Genomic DNA, 15,061 nt, shown 5'->3' on the forward strand with positions numbered 1-15,061 from the left:
TTCGGCTCCGGCATATTCGGCTTCACCGAATATGGCATCACGTTCGCCTCTGGAACATTCGGCTGCACCGAATATGGCATCACGTTCGCCTCTGGTACATTGGGCTGCACCGCTAATGACTCCACGTTGGGCTGCGGGATATTCGGCTGCATCGAATATGGCGTTACATTTGGCTGCGCGATATTCGACAGCGGCATTACGTGCGGTATCCCCAAATTCGTGAACGGTCCCAGATGAGGCGTTTCCATCTCCGGCTGCGAACCTACATTAGGCATGCCTACGTTCGGAGCGAGCGGAAGCTCTGAGATCGGAGACGCCTCAACAGGCAGCGGAGCTTGCGGTGCTGCCGTCGGGTGAGGATTGGGGTTCGAGCCCGGCTTCGGAATGTAGACGACATCCCCAGTCATCAATACATTCGGGTTTTTGAGCTGCGGGTTGGCCGCAATCATGTCCGCAAGCGGAACTCCCCACGCTTTGCCCAGCTTCCAAAGTGAATCCCCCTGGACCACGACGTGCTTATACAAATAATCCGTTGGCGGGGGGGCTACCGGCTTCGGCGCATGGGGGATTTTCACCTTCTGCCCGACATCGATGACGTTCGGATCGGTGATTTGCGGGTTGGCCGCGATCAGCTTGTCGAGCTCGACGCCGTACTTTTGGGACAGTCCGTAGAGCGACTCGCCTTTCTTGACGATATGAATCTTCACTGCATAAACCTCCTTCAAGTTGTGCGGGAGTCGTATTGACTTAACAAGACCGCTTGATTTCCGGCCCGGAACCGGCTCCGTGAAGCCCGCTGGCGCTCCGGAACAAATTGACATTACAGTTTATGCAGCAAAGTAGGCATTTGACCATCCGAATCGAAAAAAATGGTACGAAACCACGGCATCTCTCACGATCCGCGATAGAGAGAAATCCCTCACAACAAAACAAAGCTCCAAAAAAAAGAAACCTGCCGCAGGCAGATTTCCCCAAATTCACCAGTTTACCGCAAACCTCGACGTTCAGCCGAATTTCGCATTCTTTTTGCTGCCTTATTTGCCGTTTAAATAAACAACCTATGTCATACGGGCTAAACTTTTGCCGTTTCAGTCCCGTAAGAAAACGTAGGATAGCAGCCCATGAGCCGGACTTGGCAGCCGATGGCCTCGATTTCTTGCAGAGCCGCAGGAAGCAGCACGGAATCCATCGAAGCCTCAATATCGATATAAAAATAATAGCTTCCCAGCTTCTTCTTCGTCGGGCGCGACTCGATTTTGGACAAGTTGATGCGCCTCCAGGCAAACGCCGAGAGCACCTGGTGCAGCGCACCTGGAAAATCCTCCGGCAGCGTGACCAGGATGGTCGTTTTCCGGTGGGCCGTCTCTTTGAGCTGCGGCTTCTCGTGACCGATCAGCACGAAGCGCGTGAAATTGTTCTGATGGTCCTGCACACCCGCTGCCAGCGTTTCCAACCCGTACAATGCTCCGGCGCCGAGCGGTGCAAGCGCGGCAGCAGCAGGATCGCCAAGCTCCCTGACCATGCGCGCCGCCTCGCCGTTACTGCCGACAGGCTCCAGTTCGACATGAGGCAAGTGGTTACGCAGAAACTGCTGGCACTGCGCCAGCGTCACTCCGTGAGAATAAATTTTGCGGATGGCTCCGCAAGCCGCCTCCAGCTCGTCCGATCCGCCCGGCCCGCCGGGCAGACGCAGCAGATTGATCGAAATGGGGTATACCCATTCCGCCTGGATCGGCAGGTCGACATTGTGCACAAGCCAGTCCACATGCAGGCTGACAGAGCCCTCGAACGTATTTTCGATCGGAACCACACTGTAATCGGTCACGCCGTTTACCGTCGATTCGAACACATCCGCAATCAATTTGCAATTTACATAGTCAAAAGCGTCCCGACCAAGATAATGATGTGCAGATTCTTCGGTGTACGTTCCAGGTCCGAGGAGCGATATTCGCTTCATGCCCGGTTCTCTCCCTTTATCATTTCAAATAATGTACGTCCGCCGTCCGCAGAGGTCAATCGGTGCGCCTGAACCCCCGCTCTGTCGGGACTTAGCCACATCGTCGAGGCCTCGATCCCCTCTTCCTTCAACGTTCCCCGCATGAACGCCTCAAGCTCCGCCTTCCGGGAGCTGCGGCGATCGACGAGCGCCAGCATTGTCGGACCCGCGCCGCTAAGCGCGACGCCGAGCGCGCCATGGTCCGTCGCTTCGGCGAGGATCTTGGCGAGCCCGGGCACGAGCGGGGCCCGGTATGGCTGATGCAGCGCATCCTTCATCGCGCGCGCGATCATATCGAGCCGCCCGGTGCACAGGGCGGCTACCAGCACGGACGAATGGCCGACGTTGAAGACGGCGTTCTCGAGGCTCTGCTCGCGCGGCAGCACCCCGCGAGCTTTGTCCGTCGACAGCTGGAAGTGCGGGATCGCCACCAGCACTTCCAACTGTTCGTGTGGCTCGATGCAGATATGCTCCGCCCGCTTGCCGTCCCAGAAAGCGACGACGATGCCGCCGAACAGCGAGGCCCCGACATTGTCGGGGTGCTGCTCCAGCTCCGTCGCCATTTGGAACAAATCGTCGTTGGTAAACGGACGATCGATCAGTGCGTTTGCCGCGGCCAGCGCGCCGACAATAGCCGAAGCGCTGCTGCCGAGGCCGCGCGTCAGCGGAATGTCGCTGTACATCGCAATGTACAGCTCCGGATGACGGACACCCGCCCGCTCAAACACCATTTGGGCTACTTTGTAAATAAGATTGCTTTTATCCGCAGGCACGCCGTTCATCTGGTCGCCAAAAAGCTCGATCTGCGTCGTCTCGGCAAGCCCCATCTCAATCCAAGCATACAAATTCAATGCCATTCCCAGCGTATCAAAGCCTGGGCCGAGGTTGGCCGTGCTGGCCGGTACCTTGACGCGCACTCTCCTGCTGCCGTTTTCCATAGTTACCGCGACGCCCCTAACCTTCGAGCTTGCGGATCGCTTCCATGACCGCTTCTTCGGAGTCTTGCACGACCATCGGTTCCGCGCTGACGCTCTTGATGGCGATGTTCGGATCTTTAAGACCGTGTCCCGTCAGCACGCAGACGACGGATTGGCCCTTCTCAAAGTAGCCTTCGCTCTTCAGCTTCATGACGCCGGCGATCGAAGCCGCCGAGGCCGGCTCGGCAAAGATCCCTTCGCGCGCAGCAATCGTCTTGTATGCCTGCAAAATCTGCTCGTCCGTCACGAAATTGATTTGACCGCCGGAATCTTTGGCTGCCGCCTCCGCACCTTTCCAAGTGGCCGGGTTGCCGATGCGGATCGCCGTGGCGATCGTTTCCGGGTTCGGGATCGGTTCGCCGCGCACGATAGCCGCAGCCCCCTCAGCTTCGAAGCCGATCATTTTCGGCAGTGACTTCGATTTGCCCTGCTCGTAGTACTCCTTGAATCCTTTCCAATAAGCGGTAATGTTGCCCGCATTGCCAACCGGAATCGCGAGATAGTCCGGCGCTTTGCCAAGCTGGTCGCACACCTCGAACGCCGCCGTCTTTTGGCCCTCGATCCGGAACGGATTGACGGAGTTCACCAGCGTGATCGGATGCTTGGCCGTAATTTCGCGTACGATCTCAAGCGCACGGTCGAAGTTTCCTTCGATGGCGATGACCTTGGCGCCGTAAATGATCGCCTGAGCCAGTTTGCCGAGCGCGATATTGTTATTCGGGATAAGCACGATGCAGTTCAGCCCGCCGCGCGCCGCATAAGCGGCTGCCGCCGCCGACGTATTGCCTGTGGAGGCGCACATAATCGTGCGGCTGCCCTCTTCCATCGCTTTGGCAACGGCCATCACCATCCCGCGGTCTTTGAACGAGCCGGTCGGGTTCAAGCCCTCATATTTGAAATAAATGTCGAGGTCGAGCTCATTCGACAAATTTTCCGCGCGGACGAGCGGCGTGTTGCCTTCCTGCAGGGTGAGCAGTGGCGTGTTGTCGTTCACCGGCAAGTATTGTTTATAGGTCTGCAGAAGTCCCATGTATCTCATTTCGATTAGCCCTCCACTCGGTATACGCTTTTGATCGCATGAACGACGTCCATGGCTTCGAATTGTTTCAGCACCTTATTCATCGCCGCCTTGTTGGCGTCGTGTGTAACGATGATGATTTCGGCAAGCGGATTCGTTGCATTCGGGTGCTGTAGAACCGACTCCAGGCTAACCCCGTGCTCGGCGAACACTTGCGTGATTTGGGACAGCACACCCGCTTTGTCGGCGACGTGCAGCAGGATGAAGTTTTTGGAAGCGATCTGCTCGTCGGTTTTCAGCTTCTTCTCTTTGTACGGGATGAACCCGCGGCGGCCGTTGACGCCAAGATTCAGGTTGCGAACGACAGCGACAAGGTCGGCCACAACCGACGTGGCCGTCGGCATCTCGCCCGCGCCGGGACCGTAAAACATCGTCTCGCCCACCGCTTCTCCGTACACATAGACGGCGTTGAACACTCCGTTGACGGACGCCAGCGGATGCGACGTCTTCACCATCGTCGGCTGCACGCTGATGCTGATATGCTCGTCCTGGCGCTCGGCGATGCCGAGCAGTTTCACTTCGTAACCCAAACGTTTGCCGTACGCAATGTCCTCCTTGGTTACGCTGGAGATGCCCTTCACTTCCACATCCGCCAGCGCGACGTTAGCGTGAAAGCCAAGCGTGCCGAGAATCGTCATTTTCCGGGCCGCATCGAAGCCTTCGACATCGGAGGTCGGATCGGATTCGGCATAGCCGAGCTCCTGGGCTTCCTTCAGCACATTGGCGTAAGCCGCGCCTTCCTGGCTCATTTTCGTCAAAATAAAATTGGTCGTTCCGTTGACGATCCCCATAATCTTCGTGATCCGGTCGGATGAAAAGCCTTCGATCAACGTGCGGATGATCGGGATACCGCCGGCTACGCTCGCTTCGTAGAAGACGTCGCAGCCTTTCTCGGCAGCCTTTGCCAAAATTTCAGGGCCGTGCAGCGCCATTAGGTCCTTGTTTGCCGTAACGATATGCTTGCCGCGCTCCAGCGCGCCGAGCATCAGCTGCTTTGTCAGCTCGATGCCGCCCATCACTTCGACGATGACGTCGATCTCTGGGTTCTCGATAACATCCCAAGGATTTTCCGTCAGCATATCCGGCGAAACGCTGATATTCCGGACTTTGTTTTTGTTCTGTACCAAAATTTTTGTGATCTCGATCGGCGAGCCCGACTGGCTCATCAGATCATGCTGATGTCCTTCCACGATGCGAACGACCCCGGTACCGACCGTACCGAGACCAAGTAATCCAACTTTGACCGGTTTCATAGGGTTCCTCCTGATTGTCGTAGTGCATAAAGTAGATGGTCCCAAAAATTTGTTCTAGCCTTGCCCCACCAATGCGGCCCGACTTACCCCTTCCTGGCTGTGCAGCTTGTCGAGCAGCGAGGCGACGGTTTCGCCCATCATGGACGTTTCTACCGAGATGACAACATTGGCTACGCCCTGGAGCGGGATCGTCTGGTGGATCGTCAGCACGTTGCCCTCAAGGCCCGCAATCATCGCAAGCACCCGGGACAAAATCGCCGGCCGATGCTCCAAATCCATCGAGATCGTCACAATCCGCTCCCGTTCGAGCTTGCTGAGCGGGAAAATCCCGTCCTTATACTTGTAAAAAGCGCTTCGGCTCAGCTCCACCTGCTCCACCGCTTCGTGAATGGTTTTCACTTCTCCGCGGGCCAGCAGCTCTTTGGCCTGCACCGTCTTAATCAGCGCCTCGGGCAGTATATCTTCACGCACCAAAAAGTAGCGCTCCGTCCCGATTCGGCTATCCTGAACGGCTTGTTTTTCCGGCACTGTAACAGTCCTCTCTAAAAAGACGATTGTTTTTACCTAGTGGACATTATAGCGCAAAGCGAAGACTTCCCGCAATAGGCTTTTTTCGATATTTTGTGATAAAGTGGTATTCAGCAAATCCGTATTAAGCACAAAGGAGAGGATGAAGCTTGATACGCGCGCGTTTGATGGCTACGGCTATCTTATTTCATGGAAACGATATGCTGATGATGAAGCGCTCCCCAAACCGGACGCTGTCCCCCGGCTTGTGGGCATCCGTGGGCGGACATATGGAGCCGCACGAAATCGGCGATCCGGCGGCTGCGGTACTTCGTGAAATTCACGAGGAAACCGGACTGCTGGCGGAGCATATCGCGAATCTGCGGCTGCAGTACATCTTAATACGCCTTAACCAACAGGAAGTACGGCAGCAATTTATCTACACGGGCGAAACTTTGAAAAGGGACGTCGGCTCGACCGACGAGGGGGAGCTGCATTGGATTCCCCGCCATCAGGTGCTCCACCGCGACATCCCGTTTATTTTCCGCAAGCTGCTGGAGCATTATTTTACCGAAGGGCCGAATCCCCACGTTTGGGTCGGAACGGCGGGCTACGACGAAGAAGGGAATTCTGCCGTACATTGGACACAGCTCATCGACCCCCAGCAGGTTTGAGCTTCTTCTCGCACCAAAAACAAAGCGGGCGCCGTTAATGAGGCGCCCCTCCTACAACAATATTGCTTTTGCTGCCCTCTTCCATCAGCCGCTCATTTTTTCCGTGACAGCTTTCTGCTTTGGCCGATGCCGCTGAGCTCACGCCATTTGACCAGCAGCTTAAACGCTTCTTTGCGCTGCAATAAGGAGCGGGCCAGTTGGAAGCCTTCTTCATACGAGCCGACCTTGTCAAACCAATACAATCGCAGCCCGGCGTTAAAAACGACATGCTCCCGCTCGTTGTGCAGTTCCGGTGCCTCTTCCCCTTGCATGATCCGCTCCAGCAGCTCAAGCTGGCGTTCTTTGCCGCATTTCTCCAAAGGAGCGCCCTGAAAACCAAACGTCCCGGGATCGATCGTGATTGCCTCGTCGCCCTATGGCGTTACCTTGCGGATCGAGCTGTTTTTGTGAAGCGGCAAATCTTCTGTGCCTTCTATCCCCTGTATAAGGTAAGCCGTTTCCACTCCGGATTTCGGCAGCAGCTTCAGCAGCCGCTCCATCGCCGTCTTATGACGAACCCCAAGCACGATATTTCGCGAGTGAACCGGATTCATGGCCTGCTCGACCGTGTCAAGCAATGTCCTCAAGCCGACTTGCTCCCGAACTGGGCACACGCGGCCGAACGGCGGACACATCGTCCGTCATGCAGACCGGCGCAGTTAAGCGAATGAGAGAACGAACGATAGGGCAAGTTCAATACCATTTTTCTTGTCGATCTATTCGCATATCCCCTAAACAATCAACAAAAACAAAAAAAACACCAACCTCACATGTTTATCACACGTTCGATTGATGCTTTCGATTTTCTATTCCTGTTCTACGAACTCAAATTCGAAATCCCCGATGCGAATCGTCTGGCCGTCTTTCGCTCCACGTTCGCGCAGCGCTTGATCGACGCCCTTCTTCCGCAAAATGCGTGCAAACCGCATAACCGATTCATGCGTGCTGAAATTGGTCCGCTTGATCAGCTTCTCAATACTTGGGCTATCGACAACAAAGACATCGTTTTCCCGGCGAATCGTGAAGTCCTCGTCTTCCTCGGTCTCCAAGCGGTACACCTTGCGCTCCGACAATTCGACCAATTCCTCCACCATCGGCATATCCGGAATGGTCTCCAGCTTATCGGCGACTTTGTACAATAGCTCTTGCACCCCGGTACGGGAAAGGGCGGAAATCGGATAAATGTCCAATTCTTTGCCGATTTCGGCAAGCCTGCGCTTAAACTCGGCAAGCTGCTCCTCCGCATCGGGCATATCCATCTTATTGGCAGCGACGATCTGCGGCCGTTCTTCCAGCTTCGCGTTATAAAGCTTCAGCTCGTCGTTGATTTTGACCCAGTCTTCAAACGGATCGCGTCCCTCGGTCGCGGCCATATCCACGACATGGACAATGATCCTCGTCCGCTCAACGTGACGCAAAAACTCGTGACCCAATCCTACTCCTTCATGGGCTCCTTCGATCAAACCCGGCAAATCCGCCATGACGAAGCTGCGGCCGTCGCCTACATCGACCACACCGAGATTCGGAGTCAACGTCGTAAAGTGATACGCCCCGATCTTCGGCTTGGCGCCGGATACGACGGACAACAGCGTCGACTTTCCTACGCTCGGAAAGCCGACAAGACCGACGTCCGCCATGACCTTCAGTTCAAGCACCACCCAACGTTCGACGCCTTCTTCCCCGTTTTCGGCAATTTCCGGAGCCGGATTGTTTGGTGTCGCAAACCGGGTATTACCGCGGCCACCCCGTCCGCCCTTGGCCACGATGACCTGCTGGCCGTGACGCGTGAGATCGGCAATGATCTCCTGCGTATCGTCGTTGATGACGACCGTTCCCGGCGGAACCCGCACGATCATATCATCCGCATTCGCCCCGTGCTGGCTTTTATTGCGGCCCTTTTCGCCGCGCTGTGCTTTAAAATGCTTCTGGTAACGAAAATCAACCAGCGTGCGCAATCCTTCGTCCACGCGGAAAATGACATCGCCGCCATCCCCGCCGTCGCCTCCGGCCGGTCCTCCCTCGGGAACGTACTTCTCCCGCCGGAAAGCAACCAGACCGTCGCCTCCGTCACCGCCTTTAACATAAATCTTCGCCTTGTCTACAAACATCAGGTTCACCCTCTTTATGTATCAATGCCGGTAGGACCACCATAACGTCCACACAGCCGTATGTTCGCCGTAATATGTTTCCAAGCTTTCGTGTAGTTCTTTAAGCGATTTTTCTTTACGCTGCAGCCGCTGTGCCGCGTATTTCCCTTCGTAACGAGCCGTCAGCTTCAAACGGTCATTCATTCTGGCCAATCGCAATTCAAGTACATTCTCTTCGTCCCTGGAGTCGCCGGCTTCTTCTCTGAAACAAGCGAGCAGCGCCATAACGGCATCGGCCGCTTCCTGCGGCTGCATAAGCTCCTGCAGATGGATTTCTTGCTCCAGTGCCATTTCAAGACGCAGTTCTTTAACCTCTGCCTGAAAGGTTAGCAGATGTACGATCAAAGAAGGAATCCCAAGCTTGGACACATAGCTCTCCTGTCTGACCTTCTCTTTTATCTTCTCCATGAGCGGAGTCAATTTATCATACTTTTTCAACTGTACGTAGCCCATCAAAATTTGGATATCGTTCATCCAGTCATGCCGGTAATGATTGAACAATCGAATCAAACGAATGTCAGAATCCGGCCCATCGAGCAAGGCCCCTAGCGCCGTCACCGGCTTCGCCGCATCGTAAAATTGTACATCGTTGGTACGACCTTGTGCGTTCGACGTCACGCTTACCCTCTCCGTTCCGGTTCGTCCTTTATCCTCCCAGTATAGCACGCTGTGCGGCAAAATTCACGGTATCCCTCCATGAATTTACCAAAATATTCCGGGTTCAACTAAGAAAAAACCCCGGCGAGCATCGTTCGCCAGGGGTTTGGACGTTGATGGTGGGAATTAAACTTCCACTGCTGCGGCTACAGGAGCAGCCGACACAGGGTAGACGCTCACTCTCTTACGATCGCGGCCTAAACGTTCGAATTTCACAACGCCTTCAACCTTAGCAAAAAGCGTATCGTCCGAGCCGATTCCCACGTTGTTGCCTGGGTGAATTTTCGTTCCGCGTTGACGAACGAGGATGCTTCCTGCCGTCACTTTTTGACCGTCGGCACGCTTAACGCCAAGGCGCTTTGCAATACTGTCACGGCCGTTCTTCGTGGAACCTACACCCTTTTTGGATGCGAACAACTGAAGATTCAATTGCAACATGTCTGTCTACCTCCTTACTCGAATGATGATGTATCTTGCATCGCTATATATGCACCATACGATTGTTCAATAGATCTCAGCATGACGACCATGCTTTCCAGCAAAAGCTGTACTTTTTCGCCGATGTCCGCCTCGAGCTCCGTCGGAATTTTGACTTGAAGCAACCCGTGCTTCATGCGCGTTCCAAGCTGAATTCCCGTCAGCGTTTCGACGGCGTTTACCGTTCCTACGGTTACGGCAGAGACGCCGGCACAGACAATGTCCTTGCCCGGTTCGTCGTATTGCGCATGCCCGTCAACGGTAAAACGTTCAATCCGCCTGCCCGGCCCCCGTGTTATCGCGACCCGAATCATGGCTTCTTACGCTTGGATCTTTTCGATCACAACTTTAGTGTAAGGTTGACGATGGCCTTGCTTGCGGCGATAGTTTTTCTTCGCTTTGTATTTGTAAACGATGATTTTCTCGCCTTTGCCATGCTTTTCAACTTTACCCGATACGGAAGCGCCGGAAACGACCGGAGCGCCTACCACCAAACCGTTAGCGCCGGATACGGCCAATACGCGGTCAAATGTCACCGCTTCGCCTTCGCCTGCTTCGAGTTTTTCGATGTAAAGAACATCGCCCTCTTGGACTTTGTACTGTTTACCACCAGTTTCAATAATTGCGTACATTGTTGCACCTCCTCATGTCTCAGACTCGCCTAAAGCCAGGTGGTTTGTCCGAGCTGGACAAACGCTTGGAACAACCCGCTTCGCGCGGTTACAGCATGCTATAGCAACATACCAAGATATATTATCATAAAACGTAGGCAATATGCAACACTTTATTGACTATAGTCAACAAAACCGCTGCCTCCGCAAGTTGGGCACGACTTCAGAGACGCCGACTCTTTACTGTCCCGCACTTTTTTGCGCGTCAGCTCCACCAGCCCGAGCTTTGTCCAGCCGACAACGACCGTTTTCGTCCGGTCCTTCTTCGTTTCCCGAATCAGCTCCTCGAGCACCTGCTGGCGGGAGCTTTCCGTTTCCATATCGATGAAGTCGATAATGATCAGTCCGCCGATATCGCGCAGCCGCAGCAATCTCGCAATCTCTCTGGCCGCTTCGAGGTTCGTGTCGAACACCGTCTGCTCCAGATCGATCGAGCCCGTGTACTTGCCCGTATTCACATCAAAGACGGTCAACGCCTCCGTCCGGTCTACGATCAAATACCCGCCGTTGTCCAGCCAAACCTTGCGTCTGAGTCCTTGCTCCAGCTGCTTCTCCACCCCGTATTCCGCAATCGGATCGGTATGAGGCTTAAGCTTGACCCGTTCGGCAAGTCCTTCGGAACGAGGGGTGGCGATAAGTCCTCGCACCTCCTGCAGCATCCGATCGGAGCCTACGACCAGCTCCTGCACGTCGTCGCGGAACAAATCGCGGAGCAAACGCGGCAGCATTTCCAGATCGCTGTAAATTTTACGCGGCACGTCTCCGTCCGATTGGGATATTTTCTCCAGTTGCTGCCAGCGGATACGAAGCTCCTCAAGATTGGCCGCCAACGCCTCCTCGGGCTCTCCTAGGGCTGCCGTACGAACGATGAAGCCTTCCCCGAGGCGCAGATGGCGTTCCGCCATCCGTTTCAACCGGTCGCGGTCGGCGGCGCTGTCGATTTTGCGGGATACGCCGATGTAATCGGCGAACGGCATGTAGACGCCGAAGCGGCCCGGAAGCGAGAAATGTGTCGTTACGCGAGCCCCCTTAGTGCCGACAGGCTCCTTGACGACCTGGACCATAATTTGCTGTCCCACTTTGACCAAATCATGAATGGGCGGCTTTTCCTTCGGCTGCTTATCCATATGAGCCGGCAGCAGATCGTCGATATATAAAAAGCCGTTGCGCTCCAGCCCGATATCGACAAAAGCCGACTGCATTCCCTGCAGCACCCGAACCACGCGCCCGATATATATATTCCCGGCCAATTGCCCCTGATTTCGCTCGCCTTTGTAATATTCCATGAGCTTGCCGTTCTCCTGAACGGCTACCTCGGTATGCTTTTCGTCGCATTTCACCAATATACGTTTCATGTGCAGCAACACCTCGGCCCTATTGTACCACATTCTTTAGGCGAAAAGCTCGGTAAGCGACTTTCCTCTTTTTGTTTCGTCAAAGTAATAAGCGAGCACCGCGCGCTCGGGAACGACATAGTGGATGCGCCCTTTGTCGTCCAGCACATAAACCAAATGATACCGGTCGCGCATAAACAACCGGACCACCTCGGTCACTTTGCGGTTTCCCGGCACCACGATCGGTCCGGCAAGCTCTCCATTCCCATCTCGTATATCCTTGAACCGCGCTTCGCGATGCACCAGAAAACGCATGAAGCGGTAAGGCGCACTGCGCCATTCGTACCAATTGGAATAGAGCAAAAACAGTCCCATCATCAGCCAATTGAGCTGAATGCCGCCTTTTTCCGAGAGCAGGTGCACGCTGGCGGCGCCGATCAACAGCGCGCTTAGCAGCAAGCTGGCCCCGGCTGTCACCTGTATCGTTCGTTGATAAGGAAGCCACAGCCCGACCAGCACCTGCATCACCTTGCCTCCGTCCAGCGGTAGCACCGGAAGGAGATTGAACAAAGCGATCAGCAGATTCGCCTGTACGAAATAGGAGCCCCACGGATCGGAAAACAGACCGACCGCAGTCAAAAATGAGCCGACCGCCATCATCCAGACGTTCTGCAGCGGTCCGGCCAAAGCGACGACAAGCTCCTGAACGGCGGGAACGCCGCCGGGCTCCTCCATCGAGGCAACGCCCCCGAAGGGCAGCAGCTGCACTTCCCTGATCCGCCAGCCGAAGCTCCGGGCAGCCGCGACGTGTCCAAGCTCATGAATGAGAACGATTCCGAACAGCGTTGCCGTTTCAATGAAATATCCCGTCCAGACGGATAGCAGCAGCAGGATCGAAAACAGCGGATGAAACCGGTAGCGGATGCCAAACCATTCATTCCACGGCCTGCCTCTCCACAGTCTAATCAAATGAAATCACGTCCATCGGATTGACAGGTTTCCCGCTCTTCGAAACGGCAAAAAAGAGCGTTCCCGCTCCCTGTCCCCCTGCGGGTTCCGCTACCGTGCCAATCGACTCTCCTCCTTTGAACCAATCACCCGCCTGCACCTTTCCCGGCTCCAGATGTCCGTAGACGGACTCCATACCATCCGCATGCCGAAGCACCACGGCGAATCCGATATCTTCTTTCGGACCGGCAAACGTGACCAGTCCCGTATCGATGGTCGCCACGGGCGAGCCCGCCGCCGCTTCCACAAGAACCCCGCCCTGCATCGGCGTAAACGGAGCAATGAGCTTTCCGGCGACGGGTGGAAAGTAGTGCTTCGATACAATAGCGACCTTCTGCGCTTCCGTGTGCTTCGCAGGGTTCATTGCCGGAAGAAACGACGGTGCGCTGCCGAATTTGCTCTCGTACCATGAGGCAAGCGCAACCATATCGAACGACTCGGTTAAAGCCGCGGTTACCCACTGCTTGCCTTTGTTGGCCCAAGGACGGTCGAGAAGAAACATGCCCCATACGGCAGCAAACAGCATCCCGCTAATCAACAGCCGGACCGCAAGCCGTCCGGTGCGGGGGCTCGGACGAAAAAACGATCCTCCATCGTCCTCCCGGCTCATGCGGGACAGTTCCCGCTGCCATTTGCGGTTCCATTCCTCCTCCGGGTCGACGGGACTGTATAAATCCGGCCTCGGCGGCCCCTCTTGCCGGGAATAAGGACCGGCCAATCCTCGCGGGTCGTCGGATCGGAACTTCCATTCCCCTCCTATGCCTAAGCTGTCCCGGTCCCATTCCCATTCGCGAATCTCTCCTCCGGACGGAAATTCGATGTGCGCATATTCCGTGTCTCTGCCTGGTCGGCGACTTTCGCCTTCCTGCAGCTTGCGTATTTTTTCGGACCGGCGTTCCCGGACGTTTTTTCTCGTTTCCATCCCCCTGCCCCTCCCGCATTCAAGCTATACTCCATCCTATGAGCTTGTACCCGCAAATATACGGACAAGGAGTGGGAACGAACGGATTCGGTTCCGCTGCAAGTTCTATACAAAAAAGCACCCTTCAACAGGGTGCTTCACTTCGCTTCGTATAATCTTTGTTCACTCGTCCTCCAGCAGCTTGTCATCATGCAGCCGTACGCTCATGACGAGTCCCATCGCAATCATGTTGATCAGCAGCGAGGTTCCCCCGTAACTGATGAACGGCAGCGTTATACCGGTCACGGGCATAATGCCGATCCACATGCTGATGTTTTCGAAAATTTGAAAAACCATCATGGAGACGATACCGATAATAATGTAGGTACCGGCGAGGTGGTTGCAATAAATCGAGATGAGAATCATGCGGTAAATCAATACAAAATACAACAGCAGCAAAACGGAAGCTCCGACAAAGCCGAACTCTTCGCCGACAACGACGAATATCGCATCCGTGTAAACGACGGGAATCCGGTTGCTATGAACGGACGACCCATTCAAATATCCTTCCCCGATCAACGAGCCTGAGCCGATGGCGCGGATGGCATTGTTCACCTGCCATTTGTCGTCCTTGCTGGCCGTTTCCGGACTAATAAACGTATTGATTCGGTCCATCCAGTGGGTCGGCCATTTTTGGGCCTGGAAGAACTGCTGAATATCCGTATGATAATGCTGGAACAAATATAAAAACAAATAGGCGGCCCCGGCAATGACCAGTGCCCCAATCAACAAATTGCTTAGCTTCATGTTGCCGATCCAGTACATTCCGCACAAGATGACAACCAAAATCATCGCATTTCCAAGGTCGGGCTGAACCGTGACCAGAACAACAGGAAAGAACGTAATCAAGCCGATGGGAACGACATCCCGAAGGAGCTCAAGCGGCTCCCCTTTGCGCCTGGCAATGAACATGGCCAGTGTTAGAATCAAAATAATTTTGAATAACTCTACGGGCTGAAAGTCCAGCTTAACAATCGGAAGGGAAAACCAGCCTCTCGCCCCGCCGATCTTTTCGCCGAACAGTAGAACGGCAATGAGAAGAAACACGCCGAATCCATATAAATAAAAGGAGACTTTGGTCAGTATCCTGTAGTCGATCAGGGTCGTAACCAAAAAAGCAATAATGGAAACGATGTAAATAATGATTATTTTTTTCGGTTCAAACGCAATGGTTCTTGAGTTTAGCGTCGCGCTGTACACGAGCATCGTGCTGATGACCAGAAAGGCGAGAAGTATGACTATGATGGGCACATCGATTTTTTTCAGCTTGTGCAGCACCTGA

Annotated in this window: 18 protein-coding genes and 1 other annotated feature; of the genes, 1 reads left to right on the forward strand and 17 read right to left on the reverse strand. The window is 54.7% G+C overall.

Annotation, left to right across the window (positions count from 1 at the left end):
• The 6 genes from ET33_RS29425 to ET33_RS29450 all read right to left on the reverse strand — a co-directional run.
• Window positions 1–707 (reverse strand): LysM peptidoglycan-binding domain-containing protein (locus ET33_RS29425; RefSeq protein WP_036690540.1); only part of this gene is annotated, 707 nt, incomplete at its 3' end.
• 365 nt (window positions 708–1,072) lie between these two features.
• A complete protein-coding gene (gene pheA, locus ET33_RS29430) occupies window positions 1,073–1,957 on the reverse strand; it encodes a prephenate dehydratase (protein WP_036690542.1) in 885 nt (294 codons plus the stop codon).
• Entirely contained in the window at window positions 1,954–2,934 is a 981-nt protein-coding gene (gene thrB, locus ET33_RS29435; RefSeq protein WP_036690545.1) for a homoserine kinase, read from the reverse strand. The genes pheA and thrB overlap by 4 nt, the downstream gene beginning before the upstream one ends.
• Before the next feature lie 16 nt (window positions 2,935–2,950).
• Window positions 2,951–4,012, reverse strand: coding sequence for a threonine synthase (gene thrC, locus ET33_RS29440; protein WP_036690547.1), 1,062 nt, complete (start codon window positions 4,010–4,012; stop codon window positions 2,951–2,953).
• A gap of 5 nt (window positions 4,013–4,017) precedes the next feature.
• Window positions 4,018–5,304 (reverse strand): homoserine dehydrogenase, encoded by a 1,287-nt coding sequence (locus ET33_RS29445; RefSeq protein WP_036690549.1) that lies wholly within the window; start codon window positions 5,302–5,304, stop codon window positions 4,018–4,020.
• A gap of 54 nt (window positions 5,305–5,358) precedes the next feature.
• Window positions 5,359–5,832 carry an ACT domain-containing protein gene (locus ET33_RS29450; RefSeq protein ID WP_051775788.1) on the reverse strand — a complete coding sequence of 158 codons (474 nt, stop codon included), beginning with the start codon at window positions 5,830–5,832 and terminating at the stop codon, window positions 5,359–5,361.
• Between the two features lie 149 nt (window positions 5,833–5,981).
• On the opposite strand from ET33_RS29450, the gene ET33_RS29455 reads away from it, so the two are divergent.
• Complete coding sequence (locus ET33_RS29455) at window positions 5,982–6,485, forward strand: NUDIX domain-containing protein (RefSeq protein WP_036690551.1); 504 nt, start codon at window positions 5,982–5,984, stop codon at window positions 6,483–6,485.
• 92 nt (window positions 6,486–6,577) lie between these two features.
• On the opposite strand, the gene ET33_RS40485 is transcribed toward ET33_RS29455, so the two are convergent.
• The 11 genes from ET33_RS40485 to ET33_RS29505 all read right to left on the reverse strand — a co-directional run bounded on the left by ET33_RS40485 (window position 6,578) and on the right by ET33_RS29505 (window position 15,057).
• Complete coding sequence (locus ET33_RS40485; RefSeq protein WP_051775790.1) at window positions 6,578–6,844, reverse strand: hypothetical protein; 267 nt, start codon at window positions 6,842–6,844, stop codon at window positions 6,578–6,580.
• Between the two features lie 54 nt (window positions 6,845–6,898).
• Entirely contained in the window at window positions 6,899–7,159 is a 261-nt protein-coding gene (locus ET33_RS40490; RefSeq protein ID WP_374701673.1) for a hypothetical protein, read from the reverse strand.
• 171 nt (window positions 7,160–7,330) lie between these two features.
• Window positions 7,331–8,632, reverse strand: a complete 1,302-nt coding sequence (gene obgE / locus ET33_RS29465) for a GTPase ObgE (RefSeq protein WP_036690553.1) — start codon at window positions 8,630–8,632, stop codon at window positions 7,331–7,333.
• 21 nt (window positions 8,633–8,653) lie between these two features.
• Window positions 8,654–9,289 carry a Spo0B domain-containing protein gene (locus ET33_RS29470; protein WP_235206851.1) on the reverse strand — a complete coding sequence of 212 codons (636 nt, stop codon included), beginning with the start codon at window positions 9,287–9,289 and terminating at the stop codon, window positions 8,654–8,656.
• A gap of 165 nt (window positions 9,290–9,454) precedes the next feature.
• A complete protein-coding gene (gene rpmA / locus ET33_RS29475) occupies window positions 9,455–9,766 on the reverse strand; it encodes a 50S ribosomal protein L27 (RefSeq protein WP_036690558.1) in 312 nt (103 codons plus the stop codon).
• Window positions 9,767–9,780: 14 nt separating this feature from the next.
• Entirely contained in the window at window positions 9,781–10,119 is a 339-nt protein-coding gene (locus ET33_RS29480; RefSeq protein WP_036690560.1) for a ribosomal-processing cysteine protease Prp, read from the reverse strand.
• Window positions 10,120–10,125: 6 nt separating this feature from the next.
• Complete coding sequence (gene rplU, locus ET33_RS29485; protein ID WP_010498637.1) at window positions 10,126–10,437, reverse strand: 50S ribosomal protein L21; 312 nt, start codon at window positions 10,435–10,437, stop codon at window positions 10,126–10,128.
• Between the two features lie 11 nt (window positions 10,438–10,448).
• Window positions 10,449–10,537: a sequence feature (ribosomal protein L21 leader region), on the reverse strand.
• Between the two features lie 52 nt (window positions 10,538–10,589).
• Complete coding sequence (locus tag ET33_RS29490) at window positions 10,590–11,831, reverse strand: Rne/Rng family ribonuclease (RefSeq protein WP_200879248.1); 1,242 nt, start codon at window positions 11,829–11,831, stop codon at window positions 10,590–10,592.
• Between the two features lie 36 nt (window positions 11,832–11,867).
• Window positions 11,868–12,779, reverse strand: a complete 912-nt coding sequence (locus ET33_RS29495) for a site-2 protease family protein (RefSeq protein WP_407668121.1) — start codon at window positions 12,777–12,779, stop codon at window positions 11,868–11,870.
• Window positions 12,772–13,740 carry a peptidoglycan DD-metalloendopeptidase family protein gene (locus ET33_RS29500; RefSeq protein ID WP_036690564.1) on the reverse strand — a complete coding sequence of 323 codons (969 nt, stop codon included), beginning with the start codon at window positions 13,738–13,740 and terminating at the stop codon, window positions 12,772–12,774. Before ET33_RS29500 ends, ET33_RS29495 begins: the two co-directional genes overlap by 8 nt.
• A gap of 162 nt (window positions 13,741–13,902) precedes the next feature.
• On the reverse strand, window positions 13,903–15,057 hold the full coding sequence (locus tag ET33_RS29505) for an FtsW/RodA/SpoVE family cell cycle protein (RefSeq protein ID WP_036690567.1): 1,155 nt from the start codon (window positions 15,055–15,057) through the stop codon (window positions 13,903–13,905).
• Between the last annotated feature and the right edge of the window lie 4 nt (window positions 15,058–15,061).

Origin of the sequence: Paenibacillus tyrphae (genome assembly GCF_000722545.1) — a bacterium.
In the GTDB taxonomy this organism is placed as follows: Bacteria; Bacillota; Bacilli; order Paenibacillales; family NBRC-103111; genus Paenibacillus_G; species Paenibacillus_G tyrfis.